This window comes from Stenotrophomonas sp. C9D9 (assembly GCF_056491205.1).
Map to the genome: position 1 here is coordinate 667,056 of NZ_JBSZIF010000006.1, position 22,289 is coordinate 689,344.

The following is a 22,289-nucleotide window of genomic DNA, read 5'->3' on the forward strand; positions in this document are numbered from 1 at the left end:
ATGCTCGTTTTCAATGAAGGCGTCCCGCGTGCTGGCAAGAGCTACGACGCGGTCAAGAATCACATCCTGCCGACGATTAAGAAGGGGCGCCGCGTATTCGCGCGCCTCAATGGCCTCAACCATGAGCGCATCGCGGAATACCTGGGCATGCCGGTCGATGAGGTCCACCAGCTGCTCACGCTGGTTGACACGAAGGACGTGGCAGCGACGTTCGCTTGCTACAAGGATGATCTGACCGGCCAGTGGTGCATTCCGGATCAGTTCAAAGACTCGCTGTGCGTCATTGATGAGGTGCATGAGTTCTACGTCGCACAGCGCCAGCCGTTGCCCGATGCGGTAGAAAATTTCTGGGCGCTGCTTGGTCAGAACGGCGGCGATGCGGTCATCATGACGCAGTGGATCAACCGCGTTCATCAGGCGGTGCGTGCGCGCATCGAGCGCAAGAACGTCTTCCAGAAGCTCACCGCTGTAGGCATGAAGAACCGCTACCGGGTGACCTTCTTCCACACCACCTCGCCGGGCAAGTATGAGCGGGTAGGGGGCAAGACCGAGAAGTACGATCCCGCGATCTATCCGCTTTACCACGGGTACGCAGTGGGCGCTGAGAATACCGAGGTGTACGAGGAAGGCGGCACCAACGTCTGGAAGGCGCTCGCTCTCAAAGGCGGTGTCATGGGCGTGGTCGGCATCGTCGGCGCCGTGGCCTTTATCGGCTTCTTCCTGAGTGGCGGCGGGCTGGTGCCGGAGGAAGAAAAGGCGAAGGAAAAGCAGCTGCATGGCGTCACCGCCGCGGCGCCGTCAGATCAAAGCACGATTCCGAATCTGCCGGGCGTGCCCGCTCCCAAGGCCGCCCCTGATCCTATGGACGCGTTGACGCCAGAGCAGCGCTACGTGGCGCAGCTGTCGAAGGCCAACCGAATCCGGCTGGCGCTCACGGCTGTCTTTGGCGACCGCCAGGTCGGCATGGTCGAGTGGGTGGACAGTAGCAACAACACGGTCGATCAGCTGACGTTTGACGCGTTGATTGCGCTGGGGTTCCGGGTGCGGGTGTTCGCCTATGGCGCCAACATCAGCGCCGACAATTACAAGCTGGTCGCTACGCCATGGCCGCGCCAAGCGCCGCGACGGGAGGAAGACCCGACGCTCTACCGCCTGGACAAGCCGGACGCTGGCACCGGCATTGCGACCGCAGGGAGTGAGGCCGGTGCCAGCGTCCGGGTCGTCAGCGCACAAGGGGCGGTTTCCACTGCCGGAGGCACGCTGGTTCGGGTGGGTGAGCGTCCTATGGGGACATTCCCGGAATCGAAGCCGTACCCACCCAGCTTCTGAGGCGTGATGCGTCACGCAAATTGACGGTATCGAGTACCATCCCTCCAATCTGGAGGGGAATATGGACATTCGACTTGGGGCGATGTGTGCATTGCTGGTGATGACCAGCGTGGCGTCAGCACAGCAGATTCATTCAGCGAGGGGGCCAGCGCCAAAGCCAATTCCGGCAGCGCCCAAGGCCGCGTATAACTCGATGGCGAAGACCACAACGCCATTCAACTGTGATCAGTACCGCTGGCCGAACCATCCTCATCCGGGCATGAAACCGCTCTGTGATGGGCTTGAGGCCAATGCATTACAGCAGGAGTCCAGGCAGGCTGGACGCCCAAGTCCATCTGCCGAGGTTGTGGCGCTACCTGCGATGGGTACGGATGCAGCCAAGCGCTCAGGAATGGCGTGCATTGGCGGTCAGGCGATGCGTAGGCTGCCAAACGGGTGGGAACAGGTGTCCTCGCGTTCTGGCGGCTGGTTGCGCTGTCGGGAGCAGTGATCCGGGGTGTAGGGGCAGCGCCCCTACGGAAGCGCCTCACACGCGCTGGCGAGGTCTCGGCCCCGGTGCCGGTAGGACTGCCGCTGGTGTCTCGGCGTCAGCGCCAGCCATCGCCACCGCCGACCGCTGTTTGCGTCGACTCACCACATCCCGCAGATTGACGACAGTGGCAGGATGATGACGAATGCCGGCGTCGCGATTGTGTGCATTTCCGGAACTGTCGATCGACGGCATCGAGCGTGCAGCTTCCATCATCCGGCGCCATTCCTGCGCTTGGCAGGCGGTGAGTGACAGCCAGGCCAGATCTTCGGGAAGCAGCTCGCGGCCTTCGGGTGTGATCAGGCGATCACCGAGGAAAGAAAAACCGGCCCAAGGGCCGGTCAAGTCGATACGGTGGTGCGGGTCAAACTCAATCATGCCGCGATCTCATCCTTGGCCGGGGACTGAGGACGCAGGCAAGAGCCGAGCCAGAGGCCCAGCCATTGCCACGCGGAGCCAACAAAGGCCCAGATTCGGCGGATACGACATTTCGCATAATGTATATTATGTTCAAGCTCCTGCGGGGCTGGCTGGCACGCCGCTTGCCTCGCCCCCTGATCCCACTGCGGCATGGAGCCTGATTGTGCGTGATCGGAACCTAACCGGCCCTTGGGCCGGTTTTTCGTTTAAGGCTGGTCGGCTGGTCACACCCGAAGGTCGCGAACTGGAACCGCAGGATCTGGCCTGGCTGTCGCTCACTGCTGCGCAAGCGCAGGAATGGCGCCGGATGATGGGCGAACTCAGCGGCAAGTCTGCAGAATCGAAATCCCGAAAACGTTGCAGGACAAGGCTTTCGCAAGGTGCATTTGCTGCAGTAACCGCCGAAGTGGTCACCCTAAGCACCCTGATGGCCAACCGCAAGAAGCGGTCTGCAGTGGTGATCGCCGGTCCCGACGCCGAGCCACCTGCAGGTGTCCTGCCGGTACCGGGGCCGAAACGCCGCCAGCGCGTGTGAGGCGCTTCCGTAGGGGCGCCGCCCCTACACCCCGGATCATTGCTCCCGGCAGCGCTGCCAGCCACCGGCAGGCGACGAAACCTGCGCCCAGCCGTTAGAGAGCTTGCGGAAAGCTTGGCCTCCGACGCAGGCAAACCCGGAGCGCTTGGAAGCTTCGGAGCCAAGAGATGGAAGGCCGATCACGCTGTCGGAAGGTCCGGGGCGGCCGGCACGATGCGCCTCATCGGAAAGCGTGCGGGCCTCAAGGCGCTCGCAGTACGCCTTCATGCCTGGGTGGGGGTGGTTCGGCCACGCCAATTCCTGACAGTTGAAGGGCGTAGTGGTCTTAGACATTGAGTTATGAGCAGCCTTGGGTGCAGCAGCCAATGGCTTTGGTTTCGGCCCCACTGCTGACTGAAGCTGCGCGGTGGCGGCTGGCGACAGCGCCAGCAGCACAACACAAAAAACAACACGGATATCCATACCCCACCCCTAAGTAGCTATGCCAATCCCTGCGCAGGCTACCACGGCGCCCAGCAGCGCCAAATGTCCCACGTAATAGCCATAGAACAGCCTGCCAGAGCGCGGAACCGGCACGTTGAGATAGCCGAGGCGGAGCGCTGGAATGGCTAGCAATGCCCAGGCGTTGCCGTTGTATAGGCAGAGCAGGCCCATGCAGAGCCACACCGGCCACGGATGCCTGCCCTGCCCTCGGTACCACCACCAACCCGCCAGAACGAGCCAGACGCCGGGCCACGCGTAGTCCAGAACCGTTGGAGCCAGAACAGCGAGCAGGATCACTATCACCCACTGCCGCCGTTCGATTGCCCAAGCGACGCCGGCTGCTGCTGCGAATGTCAGCAGTACGTTCAATGGCAACCATTCGCCGAATGCCAACATGGCGACCGGAGTCGCAACGACACCCCATAGCAGCAAACGTCGCGCGGACTTCGCCGTGTCGGCACCGGGCTGGGCGAGGTTGTAGGCCATCACCAGGGCGAACACAGGAAACGCCACCCGGCCCAGCTCAGATACGACAGGCACGTAGCCAAGCCCGAAAACCTTCAACACGTGGTCGCCGGTCATCAGCACCAGAGCGAGCCATTTCAGCAGTTCGCGCCCTCCGCTGGTCATAGCCGATTCTCCCCCGTCGGAGTCGTCATGTAAGTGCTGGTCGGTATGGGCGGCGACTCGGGAAAGCTCCCCATCGCACGCTGACCACGGCTGATGGTGGCACCCTGAATCTCCCGCTCGTTGATCTCCCGCATTGCGCGATTCATCTGCGTCTGTGCATCAACGAATCGGTCCTCCCTACGAGGTAGATAAGGCTCGTACTGGCCGCGCCTCGAAATGTATCGACACGTGGGGTCATCAAGGTCGTAGCGCGTGCCCTGCTCCGTTACGCAGTTGCAACTCGGCTCATCGTGCTGACCAAGACCGTTCTCTCCGCCCAATGAAGACATGCAGAAGAGCCGGGGCGGCTCACTTGGAAGGCTTAGCTTATCGTCGTAGACAGGAGCGCTCCACGGCTGCGACGGCACGCGTGGCAGGTAGCCATCGACATATTCTTTCAACGGTTGATGGGCACGGGCGCCACCTGAGCCGCCCGCCGTCGCTGACGCTCCGTCGCGCGGCACAGTCGCGCCATTAGGAGTAGGCAGATGAGAGCCGTCCGCGTTGACCCCGCGTTTGTCGATGCGCCAGAACGCCTGATAGAGCATGAAGATGCCGAGTGCAATCAACACGGGCAATGCAATCACGTACCAGGGGATGCGGCGCTGCGTCGTATCAAGCTCAGTGGACTTGTACGTCCCCATGGGGCGCTTTGGCAGCTTCTTACGACGTATGACCAGCGGCGTAGCCTTCTCGGCGCTGGACTCAAACCGGTCGAACTCACGAAGGTGGACGAACTTAGTGCCGAACCTACGGCGGACGTGAATATGCCGCTCAATCAGGTCATGCACGAACTGATCGCACTGCTTGTCGGGAGATTGGCTGACAAAAATGAAGTCCAAGCCACGGTGCCGATGCTTCGCCAGTTGCTCAACGTGATGGGGCACCTTGGCCCCGGGCGCACGTTTGGGAAGCATGCCGTGCTCGTATGCCTCATCGACCAACGCAACGGCACCATCAGGAAGGAAGCTGGGCCAGTCACGGAACTGTTCAGGCGTCATCTCCAAAACGCCAGTCTTTGCGTAGTCGAACTCGCGAATATTGCAGGCGTAGACGATGCGCCCTTCATCCTTGAATTCAAGCAGCCGCTCGATTGCGTGGAGCGTTTTTCCGTGCCCAGGCTGGCCCGTGTACCAGTAGATCATGAGCCGCCTCCGAGCTGATCAGCAACGGACTTAGGCACGATGAATACCTTCCACGCCAAGCGAACCGTGAGCGCGGAGAAGATCATGGAGAACGTAATGCCAACGCCCAAGTAGGACAGCATCTGCCAAGCAGGTCCATCAATTCCTCCAATGAACTGCATGACGAAATCTTTCAACTTCGGCAACAGGGCGTTGAACGTAACCGTAGTGAGGCCGAAGGTTGCAAGCGCCTTGCCAACAAGGCCTGCCGCAACATCGCGCGTCTTTCCCAATAAATGAGTGACGCCGCCCGTGATCCAGTCCCAGACCATACCCATTAGAAGGATGCTCCCATGAGAATTCGAATTGCGGTATAGGCGCCAAACATCAAGATCAGCGCACGCAAGATCGCGGCGACTTTGCAGAAGTACGGCATGTCACCAGCGGAGACTGTCTTCCCCATGATGGTGATCGACGGAGGCTCCGGGCAGCTTCCGCCACCACCGAACATGTTGCTGGTGTCCAGTCTGTCAGTGGAAAGCCCTATTCCCCAGTTCTTTGCGCTGGCAACGTCAGCCGCGACATCACCGGTACTGGCTGGCGTACCCTGCCCTTCAAGCACATCAGCAACGCCATTGCCGTTGGCATCGCCTTTCCCAGCGGGGGCCTCTGGCTTAGCGCTAGCGAGCTTGTCCAGTGCGCATGCAGAACGCCACTGCATCAGTAACTGGCTGTACTCCATGGCGTCACAATTTTCGCCAGTGCAGACGGGCATGGCACTGCAAAGGCCGCCTGCAATGTTCCGATTCTTTCGCGTATTGCAATCAATGCGCCATTGAATTCGCGCCTGACCACACATGATTGGCGATCCGCTACAGGATGGGGGCGCACTGCACGAATCACCTCCACTGAACGTCTCTGGATCATCCTTCCCCTGGGGGTCCGGCTCGCCATCACCGTCCGAATCCCGCTTGCACGTTCCGTCTGGGCCGCGAACTTCGTTCTTAGCGCACTGGCCGTCGCCGGGAATGCAGCTTCCCAACGGACTGCGAACCATGCCCGCGGGACACTCATTGCTCTTCTTTTTGCATGTTCCATCGGGTTGCTGGCCCATGCCATCAGGGCATGGCTCCGGCTGGCACTGCCCTAAAGAATTTGGCTTTCCACCTTTCGGGCACTCGCTGTTCGGAGGCTCACAGACGTTCAGTACAGCATTCCAGTAGTACCCGGAACCCATAGCATCGCAGTTCTTTTTTTGATCTTCTGGGCAGACGCTCCCAAGCGGAGTCCAGTTGAATGTCGAGTCCGCGTTCTGACCCCACACACCGTCGCACCCGTTGCGACAGCCGAGGCTACCGCTCTTAGCGGAGCCACCAACACTCGCCCATGGTCCAACGCCCGTATATGAAGCCTCTTCTCCACAGGTCTTGCCGTAGTAAAAGGTATCCATGCCGCTAGTCCAGCCATTGGCGTTGCACTTGCCCGCAGCGGCAATGTATCCCGCGAACGCCTTTACAACCGGGCGAACACAGGCCTCGTAAAGGGTCGGACTGTAGCTACCACCCAGCAGCGAACGTGCATACCTCCATGCCTCGGTGTTCGCCTCACCTTCATTGCAAACCCTGTTGTTCGGATCCTTGCATCGATAGGCCTGTGCGCTCGCTGGCGATGAATACAGCGCGCAGGCACCGAGCAACACAATGAGCAACGCAATCCATGCATTCCGATAGGCAGCCATCACAGACCCTCAAAAGCGAGCCACGCCGCGCCACAGATTGCAACGATGACGAAGTAACCCATGATCTTTCTCCCAAGAAAAAGGGGGCGAACGTTTCCGTGCGCCCCCTACTCAACCCTGCGCGACGTTACTTCGCGGCCCGCTTGGTGTACGCCCACACGACCAAGATGCCGAGCAGCACGGCGCACGCGCCGATGATCAGCTTCATGTCGGCGTCACCGCCGCTGATGGCCGTTGCGATGGCCGCACCCGGAGACGAACCACCGGACGCGAGGGCGGCGCCAGACGCCATCAGGGTGGCGACACCGGCGGTGACCTTGGCCGGGACGGAAGCGCCGATGCGGCGCAGGTTGTTCATCAGTTCCATGGTTTTCCTCGTCATTTCAGTAGACCCCTAGGCGAGCCGCGCGAAATGCGAGACGCGCTTTTAACCCGATTGCCCACGCACCCACGATGGCGAACGCGACAAGGGTTCCATCAGCCAAGTCCAGGGGTGGAAGAACTGGCTGGTGGTATGGCATCCAAACCGGCACCGAACAGGTGCCGTCCTGCTGCACGTTCTCAGCAGCACAACCGACCACGTAGAGCGGTGCCGGATCGGACATGGCTTAGGCCTTCGATGCGGCCGGGCCGGGAGCCGGGGAAGGAGTCAGGAGGCGGATGCGACGGCCGAAATCGAGGCCGCCATACTTGTTGCTCTCCAGCGACGACGGGCACAACTCGTACGTGCCCGGCTTGTAGGGCTGCTGGTCATCGTCAAGCGTCAGCTTGAACGGAAGCGAGAAATCCCCCGGGCGCAGGATCGCTGCTTTCTGCTCACGGAAGTGCACTGCGGCCTTGCCCTCCCGGGCCGGGAACGAACGGGTTTCGACCTGATCGGTCATGACTTCAACTTTCATAGTGGGATCACCTTCCAAGCGATTGTCCGGCCGAATGCAAAAGTGACTTTCCACGGGGACGGCCAGAACACCCCGGTAGCCTTGTCGAACCATCCGCCTTTGGTTTTGCGGATATCTGCGTCACCGCCGAGCGCCTCGCGGGCCTCTTTCGGTGCTTTCCACCAACGCAGTTCGCGCCTGGACTCATCGTTGAGACCGCCGACGCCGCTGGTGCGAAAACCTTTCGGGAATGCGCCTGCTACGACGCTTGTAAATTTGCTCGCGTACTTGGCGAGATAGCCAACGCAGTTGCGGGCCTTTTCGATCTGGCTGGAACCATGCGGCCACCAGCCACGCTGGTCGACCTTGCCGAAATACATGCCCTTCGGCACCCAAACCATCACGTGGTAATGGGGCCGAAGGCGCTGAGTGAGTTCACCGACCCATACGTAACGGAACACTTCACCTTTCCACCGTTCTCGCCTATCTCGAGTTCGATTGAAGAAGCCGCGCATGCGCTTAAGTAGCTCGCTAACGTCACGAGGGCTGCTATCGCTTCCCTCTCGGTAGGTGAGCGTGAGGAAATACCACGCGCCACGGCGCGAACCTTTTTGCGCCTCTTGGTCATGAAGCCGTGCTCCAGTGATGACGGACTTTCGCAGCCGCTGCGCCTTCGCAAGAAGGGGATCAATTTCGATGGTGACCCGGCCAAGACGGACCGGCGTGTCACTTGTTTTGTAATAGACAAGCCCAAGGGCGTCGGCCGCTGCGCGGCCGTCGCCCTTAAGCAGTTCCCCGACACGGAAATACTCCTGCAAGGACGTGCCAGAAGCGCGCTGCGCACGGCGCATGTCCTCATTGGCGATTTCCACGCTGCGCTGCCCTGCCCTGTCCATAGCCACGGACAGGTCGAATGCCCGCAACTCTGGCGAGCGCGGGTCAACAGGAGTAGGTGGGATTTCGATGCGACCGTCGGACTCGGTGCACTCAAAGCAGCACCCGCCCTTGAATAAATACGTGGCGACGTTTCCGCAGAAGGCGCATTGCAGGTGCTGGACGGCGCTCATTTCTTGCGCCTCTCGTTGACGTTCAGCCATGCCCCGAAGGCACAGGCAAGAATGAAGCCGACCCCGATTGCGGCGAAGTGTTCGAATTCACCCACGGCCACCCTCGCAGTCGTCGGCAATCCACATGACGACGCAGGCGCAGAGAACGAACACGCCGAATGCGATCAGGTTGATGCGCATGAACAGCTCGAGCGGATCACCTGCCACGTGGATGACCGGCGCAGTGATGAAGGTGGGCGCGGCCGGGATCATTGGCGCACCTCAGCCAATGCCTGGGCGATAACCGCAGCCTCAGCGGCTGGGTTGGATCGTGTCGCAGCCAGTGCGACAGACAGGCGGCGCGGAATCAGCGCCAGCCCGAAGGAAACGGCCGCAATGCAGCCAGCAAGAACGACCCCGATAAGCGCATCCATTGCCCTACCCCGTCCCCAAGCCCCGCCCCAAGGGAGCCCGCCAACAGCCTTGGGGTGCCGGTGGCGGGTGTGAAGCCACGGCTTCACGGAGGCGATGTAACCTAATCGCTACACAGTCTGTCAAGCTCGAGGATTACATGAGTGCCATTGACGAAATGCTGGACCTTGCCCGGGAACGCACGGGACTCCCGTCCGACAACGCTTTGGCGGAACGGCTGGGCGTAAATAGGCAGCTGCTCTGGCAGGCGCGGCGCGGCAGCAAGCCGCTGTCAGATGAACGAATTGCGCAGATTTGCGCGCTGGCGAAGCTTGATGGCCCGATGTGGATCGCCATGATCCACGCGGAAAAAGCTCAGTCGGCGACTGAGCGCACCCTGTGGAAGCTGATGCTGGACAGGCTAAGCGCGGCGGCTGCGGTCGTCGCGTTGGTGGCGTTGTCGATGCCAGGTCTCGCAAACGCAAAAACCGCCCAAATTCAGGCGGTTAGCGCTGCCGACAACGGCGGTATGTATATTATGTTCTTCGCACTGAGGGCCGACACGACCCCCGCCCAGCCCCTGAGCTCCTGCTCTGGTCATGGACCCTGACCGGAATCTGGCCGACCCGCGTAATCAATGTGGCCACACCGCTGGCCTCTGTCACCGGCATCCGTTTCACTACCGATTCCCTGGAACTGCTTTAGCCGTCGTGACCGTCCGCACGATCAACACCGCCAGCAACGGGATCGCGATTCCGTACACATACTGGGTCAGCGTCACGCCAATCCCGAACGGGAACCAGATCGTTGGAACCCCCAGCGAACCGAGTTCACCCGTGTACTGCGATACGGTAATCACCAACATCACGGTCAGCGCCATGCCGCGCATTGGCCCATTGCGGGCTATCCGCGCGGCAACAAGCACGAGCAGCGCGAGTGTGCCGAGGCGAAAGACCTGAGTGGCCCAGACAACCCCCATAATGCCTCCCGCAACCCCCAGCGCCGCCAGAACAAGGGCGCCAGCATCGATCGCCCGCGAAGGTGGCAGCACCCAGCGATTCCACGCCAGCGCCCATGCCGCCAGGCTGAGCGGCATCCACAGCACATTGTTCAACCAGGTGTAGGCAGGAAGGCTGAGCAGATCCGTCCAGGAGACGATCGCGTTATCGAGCCGCTTCACGGCAGAGAGCAGAAGCGCGACGCAAACGAAGGCGATGAACGACTGGTGGCTGCTGAGCGGCCTTAGCGACAGCGCCAACACGATCACCATGGCCATCGCAAGCGGCTCGACCACTTCAACAATGTAGCCCGCGACGGTACGCCACCATTGCACGCGATACAGCTCACGGCTTTCTGACTGCGGAGCAAGTGTCGGGGCCACGTGGATGCCGCCGCTCGCAGAGCCGGAAGCACTGCCGGGCTGCATGAGTACTCTTATGGCGATCACGCCCTGCGTGCCTGCCGCATCGGCGGGCAACGAAAAGATCATCGGTCGCGTACCCACGACACGAGGCGACTCCCCTAGCCTGCCTGAGCCGCCCAGGCGCTTGCCGTTCCAGTACAGCTCGTAGCCATCCTCCACGGCGGTAGGCCCGAGGATGTCCCATACGCGGTCGCCCTCTGGAATCACAAGCGAGCGCCGGTACCAGGCATATCCCTGGTACCCGGCGTGACCGTGTGCCATCCATCCGCCGACATAGTTGGGCAGCCCCACGTCGCCGTCGATGCTGCTGGCCGGCGCACTCAGGTTGAGTGTTTCCCAGGACGAATCATCCACTGAGACACCCGCCCAGCGCGGATCGTCACCGACATGAAATTTCCATGGCCCGTCAATCAGGGGTGCCACAGCGCGGAGCCTGGATGGATCAGGCCGACCGCCGATGGCAAGGACGGCGGCGATGCATATCCAAGCCACCAAGGTGAGCACCAGGATGCCGATGACGAACGTGCGTTGCCCCGATGGTGCAAGGAACGGGAATCTGGTTGCCGCAGTCATTACGGGTCCTCTGCAATGGAGTCGCCAAGGATTCTTGCTGCACGGGCAGGCCGCCCCTGCCCCACCTGGTCCTACAGGAACCGGTGCATCACATACACATCAACCAATCCCAGCGACCGATGCCGGAACGCCGCCGGCAGCGTCCCGACCACGGCAAAGCCCAGCTTCCGGTATAGCTCAACCGCTGGCGCATTGGTGCTGACCACGTAATTGAACTGCATGGCCAGGAACCCCTCCGATCTGGCCCGGACCAGGCTGTCTTCCACCAGCGCCCGGCCGATGCCACGCCCTTGCGTCAGCGGATCGACCACGTAGGTGGCGCTGGCCACATGCGCCCCCAGGTCCGGGTAGTTGGCGCCCATCTTGTACATTCCGACCACGCGCCCTTCCAGAACGGCCACAAAGGCCGCCTGCACTCCGAACCAGTGGCTCCGAAAGGTGCCGGCCTCGAAGGTGCCGGCGAACGGGAGCGCATCCTCCGCCGCAATGGCCGCCTTGAAAATCGCCCACATGGCGTCGAAGTCACCGGCGGTGGCAGCTCGGATATCCATGCGATTCCTCACGGATCGGCGTAGTGGGCAAGGCGGACACTAGCAGAATCCAGCAAGCGTCCCCTACCCGCTTCACGCGCCACCGCCATCGGTTCGGCAATAGTTGAGTGAATTCCGGCCCTTAGAGCAGTACATGCCCCCTACTTCCGCGCGCATCCCGCACCGGCTCCGCCGATGGCGCGTCGCTGGCTACATCCTGCTGGGCGTGTACGTTCTCTACCTGCTGGCCGGCAACATCTTCCTCAACACCCCGCTGTTCGACCAGGTCACCAACCGCAAGCCGCACAAGTTCGTGATGACGACCGGCCCGGCCATCACGCTGCTGCCGGGCCACGTCATTGCCTGGAACGTGCATATGCGCGGCCACGTCAACCACACCGTCTACGTACTGCACGCCGAGCGTGCCAGCGCCCGCCTGGCAGTCCTGCCCCTGATTAGCCGCGAAGTGCGGGTTCCCCGATTGCAGGCCACTGGCGTGTCGGCCGAGATCAGTCGCGTTGAGGACGCCATTCCGTCGCCCCCGCGCAGCGACCAGGGCTGGACCCTGCGTTTCGACGCCATCCACAGCGACAGCATTCGCAGTGCCCGGCTCGGCAAGCTGCTGATCATCGGCAAGGGCCGGGGCACGGTTGGGTTCCTCAAGCAGCTTCGCGGCGGTCCGTCCGAACTGTTCGATTCCGAGGTCTCGTTCAGTAAGGCGGACACCAGCTATGACGGCGTGCAGCTGCTGGGCGACATGGATCTGACCGCGCGCTTCAGCTATCCGCGCCACTATCGCGACCAGGCGCCCGGCCTGGCCAAGTTGAAGCTGCTGCATGCGCAACTGGAGGTGGATGCGCGCAGCCAGGGCCTGCGCATGGATACGGATGCGCAGACGCCGCGCATCTCCAGCTCGCCAGTGCCCGGCCGCCTGCAACTGGCAGTTCACATGATCGACGGCCAGCTGCAACCCGGTGACCACGCGCTCTGGCAGGTGCCGCTCTTCCTCGGCGATGGCGCGCCCAATCGCGGCGTGCTGGCCCTGCAGCTCAATGTGGCCAACGACCTGCGCCTGCAGGCCCGCCTGCCGCCACGCCCGGATTCGGCCGCCGGCATCGATGCCGACCTGCTCATCACCGGGCGCGAGATTCCGTTCCAGCACCCTGCCCAGCTGCTGGAACGCAGCTCCGGTACCGTGCGTGGCGAATGGGCCTTCACCTCGCTCAACTGGATCCCTGCCCTGTTCGTGCGCAAACCATGGCTGCAACTCGACGGCGGCGGCACCCTGAAGGCCGATCTGCGCCTGCGCAATGGCGAACTGATGGAAGGCAGCACCGTGGACATTCCCTCCGCCGCGGCGGTGGCCGAAGTGGCCGGCGTGCGTCTGGCCGGTACCGCCAGCGCGCATGGCGAGCTGAAGGCCGGCAGCCCCAACCAGGCACAGCTGGCGATCCGGTTGCCTCGCTTCACCGCGCGGCCCAGCGATGCGAAGGATGTGCGGCTGTTCGACGGGCGTGACCTGGCCGTGGACCTCACCGGCGATGGCCGCCTGCAGGAACTGCGCAAGGGCGTTCGTGCGCGGTTGCGCTTCAGCCAAGCGACCATCCCGGACCTGGCCGCCTACAACCGCTACCTTGGCTCCCAACAGGTGCGCCTGCTGCGGGGCACCGGCAGCCTCAGCGGCGACGCCACGCTCGACACCGATGGCCGCGTCGGCCACGGCACCGCGCGGCTGCTGGGCCGCAATGCCAGCGCCAAGGTAGCGGGCCTGGACATGGGCGGCGATGTCGACGTGAATGCGACGCTTCGCCGCGGCGACTTCAACCAGCGCCATTTCGATCTGTCCGGCACCACCGTGGAGCTGCGCAATGTGCAGGTGGCGGGCACCGATTCCAGCAGCGTGTGGAAAGGCCGTGCCGTGTTCAAGCGGGGCCGCATCGACGCGCAGTCCCCGTTCCAGGTGGACGCCACCACCGATCTGACCCTGAGCGATGCACGCCCCTTGCTGGCGGTGTTCGCCAGGCGCACCGACTATCCGCGCTGGACGCTGTCGCTGCTCGACTCCGGCCAGGTCGATGCACAGGCCACGTTGCGCTGGCGCCCAGGTCATCTGCTGATCGACGGCCTGCGGGCCGAGAATGATCGCCTGTCGGTACGTGCGCGGCTGGATCTGCTGGAGCAGCGCAAGCGTGGTGATCTCTACCTGCGTTGGGGGCTGCTGGGCGCGGGCATCGAGCTTGATGGCGAACAGCGCCAGTGGCATCTGGCCAAGGCGCGGGAATGGTTCGATCAGCGCCCTTCGCTGTTGCCGGCTGGCGAAAGTGGAAGCGCCGCGGGTTCTTCAGACTGATCGCCCCGGGCTGCATCCATTTGCCGCTTCCGTTCGTATGAGCGTGTAAACGCAGGACGGAGCGGCACGGAATGAAGCGGCGTTCACAGGTTATGGGCCTTCTGGGATGGGGTGTGGTCACTTTTGCGGCGGCGGCAGTCGGCGCGTGGGCATCGACATCCGCCGCCAGCTTCTACGCCACCCTCGCCTTGCCCGCCTGGGCACCGCCTGCCACCGTGTTTGGCCCGGTGTGGAGCCTGCTCTACGCGATGATGGCCATTGCGGCGTGGCTGGTCTGGCGCGAACGCGGCTGGCGCAACGCACAGCCGGCCTTGGCGCTCTATCTGGTGCAGCTGGCCGTCAACGCCCTCTGGAGCTGGCTGTTCTTCGGCTGGAAGCTGGGCGCGCTGGCCTTCGTCGACATTCTTGTATTGATCACCCTGGTCTGCGCAACGATCGTTGCCTTCGCCCGCATCCATCGCGGCGCGGCGGTGATGCTGCTGCCTTACCTGGCCTGGATATCGTTCGCCTCGGCGCTGAACTTCGCGGTGTGGCGCGCCAATCCCGGGTTGCTGTGACCCAGTGTCAGTGCTCTCAGGCCTGTGCGACGCGCTGCGGCTGCCATGCACGCAGCAACGCCGGCTTGAACGCCTGCTGGCCACAACCCGTGGGGCATCGCACCACGCGTGCGGCGGTATGGCTGACCAGTCCCTGCCCCTCTTCCGCCTTGAACACCGTTTCGCAGCACAGGCAGCGCGCAACCAGCGAGTACAGGTGGAGCAGGCGCCCACTGGCCGGATCCTGCAGGGCATCCACATCCAGCAACTCGAATTGGCAGCTGTCGGCAAGCATGCGGTATGGCGTTGAAGGCAAGGTCTGCAGGTTCACGGGACGTGGTCACTCAGGAATGTGCGTTCACCCTAGGCAAGTCGGTGTCGAGCGCGCGTGCAGCGCACATGTACCTTTCGCGAAACATGCAAGTGCTGTTGGAATGTTCAGATGAAGAATTCAGGTTTGAATGAAACGTTCTTCACGCGCACGTGCTGGTAGGCGAATGCACGATTTTGCTTCACCATCCATGCATACCGGATGCAGCGCTGGGCCATTCCAGCCATCCACGAATCATGAGTCCCGCCCTTGATGCCTTCTGCCGAGCCCACGCACGACACCGCTAAGTCCCGTTGTGCGCGCGAACCGATCCACACGCCCGGTGCCATCCAGCCATACGGCGTGCTTCTGGTAGTGGAGCCACAGTCACTGCGGGTGCGTGAGCGCGCCATCAGCCAGCCGGGGTTGCTGCAGCAGTTCGGCGAACCCTTGATGCAGCATGTCAGCGAAGTACTGGGCGGCGTGCTGGCACCCTTCCAGGCGCTGTTCCAGCAGGCCACGGTGGGCAGCAGCGCCCATGTCGGCGCTGTGCACCTGGATGGCCATGGGCGGCATCAGCTGCTGGTGCATCGCTCCGCCACCGATCTGCTGATCGAGCTGGAGGCACCGGTTCCCGGCCAGCCGGGTTCGCTGGAAGAACTGTATCCGTCGATCCGCGAACTGATGACCGGCATCGAATCGGCTACCACCGTGGAAGATCTGTGCCAGCTGGCGGCCGCGCACATGCGCCGACTGACCGGCTTCGACCGTACCCTGGTCTACCAGTTCGATGCCGGCTGGAACGGCATCGTGGTCGCCGAGGATGGCAACGGCCTGTTGCCGTCCTACCTGGACCTGCGCTTCCCCGAGTCGGACATTCCGGCCCAGGCCCGCGAGCTGTACCGGCGCAACCGGGTGCGACTGATCGCGGACAGCAACTACACCCCTGCCCCGCTGATGCGCAGCGACGAACACCGCGACGCACCGGCCACCGACCTGAGCCTGGCCGTGCTGCGCAGCGTTTCGCCCGTGCACCTGCAGTACATGCGCAACATGGGCACCGGCGCGTCGATGTCGGTGTCGCTGGTGCATGAGGGCCAGCTGTGGGGCCTGGTGTCCTGCCACACGGTGCAGCCGCGCCGCCTGCCCTACCACGTGCGCACCGCCTGCGAATTCATGGGCCAGATCCTCTCGCTGCAGATCGCACTGAAGGAGCGTGCCCGCGCCATCGAAGAGCGCGTGGCGCGCCGCTCGGTGCTGGTAAAGCTGCTGGCACGCATGGCCGGCGATGAGGATTTCATGGCTGCGCTGCGCCACGATGAAGCCAGCCTGCTGTCGCTGACCGGCGCGGCAGGCGCCGCCATCGTGCACAAGGGCGACTGCATGCGTGTGGGCCAGAGCCCGCCCGCAACCGACGTGCTGGCCCTGGCCGATTGGCTGGCCGCACAGCAGGCCGGGCAGGAGACGTACTGCAGTGACCACCTGGCAGCCGACTGGGCGCCCGGTGCGCGCCTGTCCGACGTGGCCAGCGGCGTACTGGCGGTGTCCATTTCGCAGCTGCATGACAGCTACCTGATGTGGTTCCGCCCCGAAGTGCTGCGTACCGTGCGCTGGGGCGGCGATCCACGCAAGACCGCGGCACCCGACGTGGCACTGTCGCCGCGCAGCTCCTTCGAGGCCTGGAAGGAAACCGTTCAGCAGCGCAGCCTGCCGTGGAACGACGCCGACCGCGATGCCGCCCACGAGATGCGCACCGCCATCGTCGACATCGTGCTGCGCAAGGCCGAAGAAATGGCCGAGCTCAACGAGCAGCTGGTCCGCAGCAACAAGGAACTCGAAGCGTTTTCCTATTCGGTCAGCCACGACCTGCGTGCGCCCTTCCGCCACATCGTCGGTTACTCGGAGCTACTGGGCAGCTCGGCCGGCGAACGCCTCAACGATACCGAGCGCCGCTTCCTGGATACCATCGTGGAGTCGGCCAAATCTGCCGGAACGCTGGTGGACGACCTGCTGAGCTTCTCTCAGATGGGTCGCTCCACGCTCGGCCGGGTGCGGCTGGACATGGCCGCACTGGCCAAGGATGTGCGCCGCAGCCTGGCGCTGGACTACGCAGGACGCGACGTGCAGTGGACACTGGCGCCGCTGCCGGAGGTGCAGGCCGACCCGACAATGATGCGCCTGGTCTGGCAGAACCTGCTGGCCAACGCGGTCAAGTTCACCCGTGAGCGCGAGCAGGCAGCGATCGAGATCGGCCATGAGCGCCTTGAGGAGGAGGACCACTTCTTCGTGCGCGACAACGGCTGCGGTTTCGACATGCGCTACGTGGACAAGCTGTTCGGCGTGTTCCAGCGCCTGCACCATGTCGAGGAATTCGAAGGCACGGGCATCGGCCTGGCCAATGTCCGCCGCATCGTCGGCCGCCATGGCGGCCGCACCTGGGCCGAGGGCGAACCCGGCAAGGGCGCCACGATCCACTTCACCCTACCCCGTTCCACAGGAGATCACCCATGAGGGACCTGCGGCCGATCCTCTTGGTAGAGGACAGCCCCAAGGATGCAGAGCTGACGCTGGCGGCGTTGTCGCGTTGCCAGTTGCTGAACGATGTCATCCATGTACGCGACGGCGCCGAAGCGCTGGACTACCTGCGCTGCGAAGGCAAATTTGCCGGCGCCAACCACGGCGGCCCGGTGGTGGTGCTGCTGGACCTGAAGCTGCCCAAGGTGAACGGCCTGGAGGTGCTGGAGCAGGTACGTGGCGATTCGAACCTGAGCAGCACGCCGGTGGTGATGCTGACCTCCTCCCGCGAAGAGCAGGATCTGGTGCGCAGTTACGAACTGGGCGTCAACGCATTCGTGGTCAAGCCGGTGGACTTCAAGGAGTTCTTCGACGCCATCCAGGGCCTGGGCATGTTCTGGGGCATCACCAACCAGCCGCCGCCGCATCGCCCCAACGGCTCGGGGCAGCACGATGCGTGATGGATCGCGCCGCAGCGAGCGCCTGCGCATCCTCATGCTGGAGGACAGTGCGCTTGATGCGGAGCTGATCACCGCACAACTGCAACGGGCCGGCCTCGACTTCGAGGCCGAGCGCCTGTGGACCCGCAATGCCTTCATCGAGGCGATCGAGAATCGCGCCTTCGATGTCATCCTGGCCGATCATGTGCTGCCGGGATTCGATGGCGACGCCGCGCTGGCGCTGGCCCGAGAGCGCATCCCGCAGACGCCCTTCATCTTTGTCTCCGGCACGCTTACCGAGGAGCTGGCGGTACAGGCCCTGACCCGTGGCGCGCGCGATTACGTGGTCAAGCAGCGCCTGCAACGCCTGCCGGATGCGATCCGCCGCGCCCGCCAGGAGGCGCACGAGCGCACCCAGCTGGCCCACGCCCAAGCCGCCCTGAATGACAGCCAGGCCCAGCTGCAGCAGGTGACCGATGCCGTCCCGGCACTGATCGCCCAGCTCGACAGGGAGCATCGCTACCGCTTCGCCAACAAGGCCTTCCTCGACTGGCACGGCGTCAGCCTGGCCGAACTGCTGGGCCGTACTGCGCGCGATGTCAGTGGCATTTCCGCCTTCGAACATGCCCTGCCCAGCATCGAACGGGTGCTGCAGGGTGAGCGCACCCGCTTCCAGGTGGAACTGGCCCACCGCAGTGGCGAGTCACGATTCGTGCAGATGGACTGCGTGCCGGAGCGAGGCGCCGACGGCACCGTGGTCGGCTACATCTGCCTGGGCAGCGACGTCTCCGGGCTGAAGCAGGCCGAGCTCGCCCTGCGCGAAGACAACCAGCTGCTCGAGCAGCAGGTGCAGGCGCGTACTGCCGAGCTTCGGGCCAGCAAGCGACGCTTGCAGGCCATCTTCGAATCCAGCTTCCAGCACCAGGTGCTGCTGGACCAGGGCGGCCGCGTGGTCGACGCCAATATCGCCTCGTTGGCCGCCGTACTGGCCGACAAGCCCGATGTGGTGGGTCAGCGCTATGGGCAATCGCTGTGGTTCGCCACCAGCGGCGACGTCGGCACCCTGGTGGACCAGGCCGTTGCCGCTGCCGCGAAGGGGCACAGCTCGCTGCATGCACTGGATCTGGAGTTGCCCACCGGCCGTCGCAGCTACGATTTTTCGTTCCGTCCGCTATTGGATGCCGAAGGCGCGGTGACGGCGGTGGTGTCGGAGGCCGTGGAAACCACCGCCCGCCTGCAGGCCGAGCATGCACTGCGCCAGTCACAGAAGATTGAAGCGGTGGGCCAGCTCACCGGCGGCATCGCCCACGACTTCAACAATATCCTGACGGTGATTTCCGGCAACGTCGAACACGCCATGCTGCTCAGCGAGCGTGCCGGCGAGCCGGGCGCCATCGTCAGCCGTGCGCTGGACAACGCCCTCAAGGGCGTGGGCCGTGCCGCCAGCCTGACCCAGCGCCTGCTGGCATTTGCCCGGCGCCAGCCGCTGCACAGCCAGGCCGCCAATCTCAACGACCGCCTGCTGGACATGCATGACATGCTGCAGCGTGCGTTGGGCGAGCTGGTGCAGCTGGAAATCCGCGCCGCTGCGGACGTCTGGTGTGTCGAGATCGACGTCAGCCAGCTGGAAGCTTCGGTACTCAACCTGGCCGTCAACGCCCGCGATGCCATGCCCCACGGCGGCCGGCTGGTGATCGAGGTCGACAACAGCCATCTCGACCACGACTACGCCGCCTTGTTCCCCGATGCAGCGCCTGGCGAATACGTGATGCTGCGGGTCCGCGACAACGGCCACGGCATGGATGCGACCACCCTCGCGCGCGTGTTCGAGCCCTTCTTCACCACCAAGCAGGTCGGCCGCGGCACCGGCCTGGGCCTGTCGATGGTGCACGGCTTCGTCAAGCAGTCCGGCGGCCATGTGCTGATCGATTCAGTGGAAGGTGGCGGCACCAGCATCACCATGATGTTCCCGCGTTCCGCGCTGGCCCTGCCCTGCGCGGCAAGCGCGCCTCAGACAGGCTTGGCGGGCTACTCGCCGCGCGAGGAAACCATCCTGGTGGCCGAGGACAACGATGATGTGCGTGCGCACACCGTTGATGCCCTGCGCCTGCTCGGCTATCGCGTGCTGGAAGCGCACGACGGCCCCTCCGCGCTGCGGCTGCTGGAACGTCCCGACACCCGGGTGGACCTGCTGTTCTCGGACGTGGTGATGCCCGGCATGTCGGGTTGGGAGCTGGTGCGTGAAGTGCGGGAACGCTGGCCGGAAGTCGCCGTGCTGTTCACTTCGGGGTATCCACGCGACCACGACCAGGTGGGCAGCCAGGGCCGGGCAGCCGCGCTGCTGCCCAAGCCGTTTACCCGCAGCGACCTGGCCCAGGCCGTGCGTACCGCGCTGGAAGGTGCCGCGCACTGAGGTCAGGCAACCGGGTCGCTCACGTCCATCGCGATCCGGTTGATGTCCGCGCACTCCACCATGGCCGGCGGATGTTCCCTGCCGGCCAGTGCAATCATCGCCTGGCCCAGGGCCAGGTTGCTGGTCATCAGCGATGGCGCAATCGCGCCCGCCAGCTTCATCAACGGTGCGCCACCCCAGTACAAGGGCTTCAACAGGGGATGACGGGTACCGGTTCCCTCGACAGGGCGCACGCCACCCGGGCGCAGCATGACCGTGCGGACCGGCAGTTCCTGCAGCGCCCGCTCGGTCTCGCCCTTCACCCGCAATGGCATTACATGGCTTCGCGCATCCGCGCCGGCGCCGGACACATACAGGAAGCACCCCTGCGGATTCGCGGTGGCCCAGGCGCGGGCAACGGCCAGGGTGGTGTCCAGCGTCACCCGCCGGTACTCGGCCTCGGCCGTGCCCACCGGCGGAGCGCCGGCGCAGTAGAAGCAGGCGTCGAATCCCAACAGATCATCCTGCCGTTCCTGGATGCGCAGAAAGTCAGGCACGATCAGTTCGCTGCCAGTGCCATTGAGACTGCCCGGGTGCCGGACCAGCGCGGCCAGATTGGCGACCCGGAGTGAGCGCTGGCAGGCCAGGGCCACACCCTGCCCCACCAGCCCCGCGGCACCGGTCAACAGAACCCGTAGCGCGCCCGTTGCCATCGCTGCACTCATCCTAGAGCTTCACAAACCGCTGGATCTTCCGCGCCAGCCAGCCACTGAACACCAGTGGCGCATCCAGCGCCGACACGCAGATGCACGGCACGCCCGGCGCCGTCACCGGTTGATGCTCCACGTCCTCATCCAGGTCCGCCACGTCGCCCGGCGCGAACAGGCCCAGCGCATCGTTGTAGGAGCCGCGCAGGATCTGGGTCAGCTCGCTGCGGCCATGGCTGTGCATGGGCAGGCACTTGCCCGGGGCGATCTTCAGCATGATCAGCGAAGGCATCTGCTCGGCACGGATGCAGTGCACGCCCGGCGCCATCCAGCACCAGCGCAGCCCACTGAGTGAAGCACCAAAGTAGGGGTGCAGCGAGGCAGGCAGATGGTCCGGATTGGCCTCGGGCCGCTCCTTCGGCACAGGGCGCATGCTTTCGGCCATGGCATTGGGCGTTTCCGTGACCAGCTGCATCAACATGGCCTCGCGCAACTGCTCACGCCGCAGATCGGCGGTGGACGGTTGTGTCTGTTCCAGCAGAGCAGAGCCGATCGCCTCAGCCTCGCGCAGGCGCTGGCGGCAATGCGGGCACTGCTCCAGGTGGGCGCCGGCCACGATACTCAACGGCGCTGGCAGCGCGCCGGCGGCGTAGCTCATCAAGGTGGATTCGTGCAGGTGATGGTGCGGATTCACAGCGCACCTCCCACTTTGGCCTGCAGTTGCAGGAACGCACGGCGCAGGTGTGACTTGACCGTACCCAGCGGCATACCGAGTGCCTCGGCGATCTCGCTGTGGCTCTTCGCTTCGAAATAGGACATCCGCACCAGCCTCGCCTGCACGGCGGGCAGCTCATTGATCTTCTGCCGCAACCGCGCCTGGTCGGCGAACTGCTCGGCGCTGCTGCGCTCAACCACATCCATCGTTGCCGCATCTTCCACCGCGGCCTGCACCTGCATCCAGCTGCGTTCGCGCCGTATGCGATCGATATGCAGATTGCGGGCGATGCGATACAGCCAGGTACTCAGCGCCCCCTGCGCAGGATCGAAGTCGGCAGCGCGCAGCCATAGCCGCAGCAGGCTCTCCTGCGCCAGCTCCTCGGCCACCGCCTCAGGCACGCCCAGGCCACGCAGGTACACGCACAGCCGCGGCATGAAGTAGTCGTAGATCCGCATGAAACAGTCGCGGTCACGCAGCCGTGCCACGCCGTCCATGTCACCGGCCCAGTTCGTCGGCTCGTTGCTCGGCTGCTGGGCGCTGGACACGATGCGTACGCTATCGAAGTTGAGGAGGTGGCTGGCGGCGTCAGGGTACATCGGCGTTCGCGGCGGGCGGGTGAAGGTCTGTCCTCTGT

Annotated in this window: 25 protein-coding genes; 8 read left to right on the top strand and 17 right to left on the bottom strand. The window is 63.9% G+C overall.

Going from position 1 to position 22,289, the window contains the following annotated elements; genetic code table 11:
• Complete coding sequence (locus ACXI0D_RS18620) at positions 1–1,329, top strand: zonular occludens toxin domain-containing protein (protein ID WP_479642948.1); 1,329 nt, start codon at positions 1–3, stop codon at positions 1,327–1,329.
• Between the two features lie 526 nt (positions 1,330–1,855).
• Here ACXI0D_RS18620 and ACXI0D_RS18625 read toward each other — a convergent pair.
• Positions 1,856–2,236: a DUF3653 domain-containing protein gene (locus ACXI0D_RS18625; RefSeq protein WP_479642949.1), complete on the bottom strand. Its 381-nt coding sequence runs from the start codon at positions 2,234–2,236 to the stop codon at positions 1,856–1,858.
• Positions 2,237–2,441: 205 nt separating this feature from the next.
• Between ACXI0D_RS18625 and ACXI0D_RS18630 the strand changes: the two genes are divergently transcribed.
• Positions 2,442–2,813 carry a DUF3653 domain-containing protein gene (locus tag ACXI0D_RS18630; protein ID WP_479642950.1) on the top strand — a complete coding sequence of 124 codons (372 nt, stop codon included), beginning with the start codon at positions 2,442–2,444 and terminating at the stop codon, positions 2,811–2,813.
• 36 nt (positions 2,814–2,849) lie between these two features.
• Here ACXI0D_RS18630 and ACXI0D_RS18635 read toward each other — a convergent pair whose 3' ends face one another.
• From ACXI0D_RS18635 to ACXI0D_RS18675, 9 genes are all read right to left on the bottom strand, one after another.
• Positions 2,850–3,275: a hypothetical protein gene (locus ACXI0D_RS18635; protein WP_479642951.1), complete on the bottom strand. Its 426-nt coding sequence runs from the start codon at positions 3,273–3,275 to the stop codon at positions 2,850–2,852.
• Between the two features lie 9 nt (positions 3,276–3,284).
• Positions 3,285–3,926, bottom strand: coding sequence for a TraX family protein (locus tag ACXI0D_RS18640; RefSeq protein WP_479642952.1), 642 nt, complete (start codon positions 3,924–3,926; stop codon positions 3,285–3,287).
• Positions 3,923–5,110 carry a zonular occludens toxin domain-containing protein gene (locus ACXI0D_RS18645; protein WP_479642953.1) on the bottom strand — a complete coding sequence of 396 codons (1,188 nt, stop codon included), beginning with the start codon at positions 5,108–5,110 and terminating at the stop codon, positions 3,923–3,925. The genes ACXI0D_RS18640 and ACXI0D_RS18645 overlap by 4 nt, the downstream gene beginning before the upstream one ends.
• On the bottom strand, positions 5,107–5,427 hold the full coding sequence (locus tag ACXI0D_RS18650) for a DUF2523 family protein (protein ID WP_479642954.1): 321 nt from the start codon (positions 5,425–5,427) through the stop codon (positions 5,107–5,109). Before ACXI0D_RS18650 ends, ACXI0D_RS18645 begins: the two co-directional genes overlap by 4 nt.
• Positions 5,427–5,831 carry a virulence factor TspB C-terminal domain-related protein gene (locus tag ACXI0D_RS18655; RefSeq protein ID WP_479642955.1) on the bottom strand — a complete coding sequence of 135 codons (405 nt, stop codon included), beginning with the start codon at positions 5,829–5,831 and terminating at the stop codon, positions 5,427–5,429. The genes ACXI0D_RS18650 and ACXI0D_RS18655 overlap by 1 nt, the downstream gene beginning before the upstream one ends.
• Positions 5,832–6,954: 1,123 nt before the next feature.
• Complete coding sequence (locus ACXI0D_RS18660) at positions 6,955–7,194, bottom strand: hypothetical protein (protein ID WP_479642956.1); 240 nt, start codon at positions 7,192–7,194, stop codon at positions 6,955–6,957.
• Between the two features lie 241 nt (positions 7,195–7,435).
• On the bottom strand, positions 7,436–7,726 hold the full coding sequence (locus tag ACXI0D_RS18665; RefSeq protein ID WP_479642957.1) for a single-stranded DNA-binding protein: 291 nt from the start codon (positions 7,724–7,726) through the stop codon (positions 7,436–7,438).
• Positions 7,723–8,601 (bottom strand): rolling circle replication-associated protein, encoded by an 879-nt coding sequence (locus ACXI0D_RS18670; RefSeq protein WP_479643107.1) that lies wholly within the window; start codon positions 8,599–8,601, stop codon positions 7,723–7,725. The genes ACXI0D_RS18665 and ACXI0D_RS18670 overlap by 4 nt, the downstream gene beginning before the upstream one ends.
• A gap of 258 nt (positions 8,602–8,859) precedes the next feature.
• Positions 8,860–9,024, bottom strand: coding sequence for a hypothetical protein (locus tag ACXI0D_RS18675; protein WP_479642958.1), 165 nt, complete (start codon positions 9,022–9,024; stop codon positions 8,860–8,862).
• A 298-nt stretch (positions 9,025–9,322) separates the two neighbouring features.
• Here ACXI0D_RS18675 and ACXI0D_RS18680 point away from each other — a divergent pair, with 298 nt between their 5' ends.
• Complete coding sequence (locus ACXI0D_RS18680) at positions 9,323–9,772, top strand: DUF3693 domain-containing protein (RefSeq protein WP_479642959.1); 450 nt, start codon at positions 9,323–9,325, stop codon at positions 9,770–9,772.
• Between the two features lie 69 nt (positions 9,773–9,841).
• Here ACXI0D_RS18680 and ACXI0D_RS18685 read toward each other — a convergent pair whose 3' ends face one another.
• Entirely contained in the window at positions 9,842–11,158 is a 1,317-nt protein-coding gene (locus ACXI0D_RS18685) for a glycoside hydrolase family 2 (RefSeq protein WP_479642960.1), read from the bottom strand.
• Positions 11,159–11,229: 71 nt separating this feature from the next.
• On the bottom strand, positions 11,230–11,709 hold the full coding sequence (locus ACXI0D_RS18690) for a GNAT family N-acetyltransferase (protein WP_458219982.1): 480 nt from the start codon (positions 11,707–11,709) through the stop codon (positions 11,230–11,232).
• Between the two features lie 133 nt (positions 11,710–11,842).
• Between ACXI0D_RS18690 and ACXI0D_RS18695 the strand changes: the two genes are divergently transcribed.
• Both ACXI0D_RS18695 and ACXI0D_RS18700 read left to right on the top strand, forming a co-directional pair.
• Entirely contained in the window at positions 11,843–14,038 is a 2,196-nt protein-coding gene (locus ACXI0D_RS18695) for an AsmA family protein (RefSeq protein WP_479642961.1), read from the top strand.
• Between the two features lie 71 nt (positions 14,039–14,109).
• The gene (locus tag ACXI0D_RS18700) at positions 14,110–14,595 is read left to right on the top strand and encodes a TspO/MBR family protein (RefSeq protein WP_049445281.1); all 486 of its coding nucleotides are present in this window, start codon (positions 14,110–14,112) and stop codon (positions 14,593–14,595) included.
• Between the two features lie 16 nt (positions 14,596–14,611).
• Here ACXI0D_RS18700 and ACXI0D_RS18705 read toward each other — a convergent pair whose 3' ends face one another.
• Positions 14,612–14,905: a hypothetical protein gene (locus tag ACXI0D_RS18705; protein WP_032127324.1), complete on the bottom strand. Its 294-nt coding sequence runs from the start codon at positions 14,903–14,905 to the stop codon at positions 14,612–14,614.
• A gap of 107 nt (positions 14,906–15,012) precedes the next feature.
• Positions 15,013–15,222 (bottom strand): hypothetical protein, encoded by a 210-nt coding sequence (locus ACXI0D_RS18710; protein ID WP_182474419.1) that lies wholly within the window; start codon positions 15,220–15,222, stop codon positions 15,013–15,015.
• Here ACXI0D_RS18710 and ACXI0D_RS18715 point away from each other — a divergent pair.
• From ACXI0D_RS18715 to ACXI0D_RS18725, 3 genes are read left to right on the top strand one after another with little or no spacing between them, the layout of a single operon-like run.
• Positions 15,158–17,395, top strand: a complete 2,238-nt coding sequence (locus ACXI0D_RS18715; protein WP_049445284.1) for an ATP-binding protein — start codon at positions 15,158–15,160, stop codon at positions 17,393–17,395. The genes ACXI0D_RS18710 and ACXI0D_RS18715 overlap by 65 nt on opposite strands.
• Entirely contained in the window at positions 17,392–17,859 is a 468-nt protein-coding gene (locus tag ACXI0D_RS18720) for a response regulator (RefSeq protein ID WP_049445287.1), read from the top strand. The genes ACXI0D_RS18715 and ACXI0D_RS18720 overlap by 4 nt, the downstream gene beginning before the upstream one ends.
• Positions 17,852–20,251: a hybrid sensor histidine kinase/response regulator gene (locus ACXI0D_RS18725; protein ID WP_101765442.1), complete on the top strand. Its 2,400-nt coding sequence runs from the start codon at positions 17,852–17,854 to the stop codon at positions 20,249–20,251. The genes ACXI0D_RS18720 and ACXI0D_RS18725 overlap by 8 nt, the downstream gene beginning before the upstream one ends.
• 2 nt (positions 20,252–20,253) lie before the next feature.
• Here the strand turns inward: ACXI0D_RS18725 and ACXI0D_RS18730 are convergent, their stop codons facing one another.
• The 3 genes from ACXI0D_RS18730 to ACXI0D_RS18740 are packed head-to-tail and all read right to left on the bottom strand — an operon-like array spanning position 20,254 to position 22,251.
• Positions 20,254–20,955: a Rossmann-fold NAD(P)-binding domain-containing protein gene (locus tag ACXI0D_RS18730; protein WP_479642962.1), complete on the bottom strand. Its 702-nt coding sequence runs from the start codon at positions 20,953–20,955 to the stop codon at positions 20,254–20,256.
• 1 nt (position 20,956) lies between these two features.
• Complete coding sequence (locus tag ACXI0D_RS18735) at positions 20,957–21,631, bottom strand: ChrR family anti-sigma-E factor (protein ID WP_101765440.1); 675 nt, start codon at positions 21,629–21,631, stop codon at positions 20,957–20,959.
• A complete protein-coding gene (locus ACXI0D_RS18740) occupies positions 21,628–22,251 on the bottom strand; it encodes a sigma-70 family RNA polymerase sigma factor (protein ID WP_101765439.1) in 624 nt (207 codons plus the stop codon). The genes ACXI0D_RS18735 and ACXI0D_RS18740 overlap by 4 nt, the downstream gene beginning before the upstream one ends.
• Between the last annotated feature and the right edge of the window lie 38 nt (positions 22,252–22,289).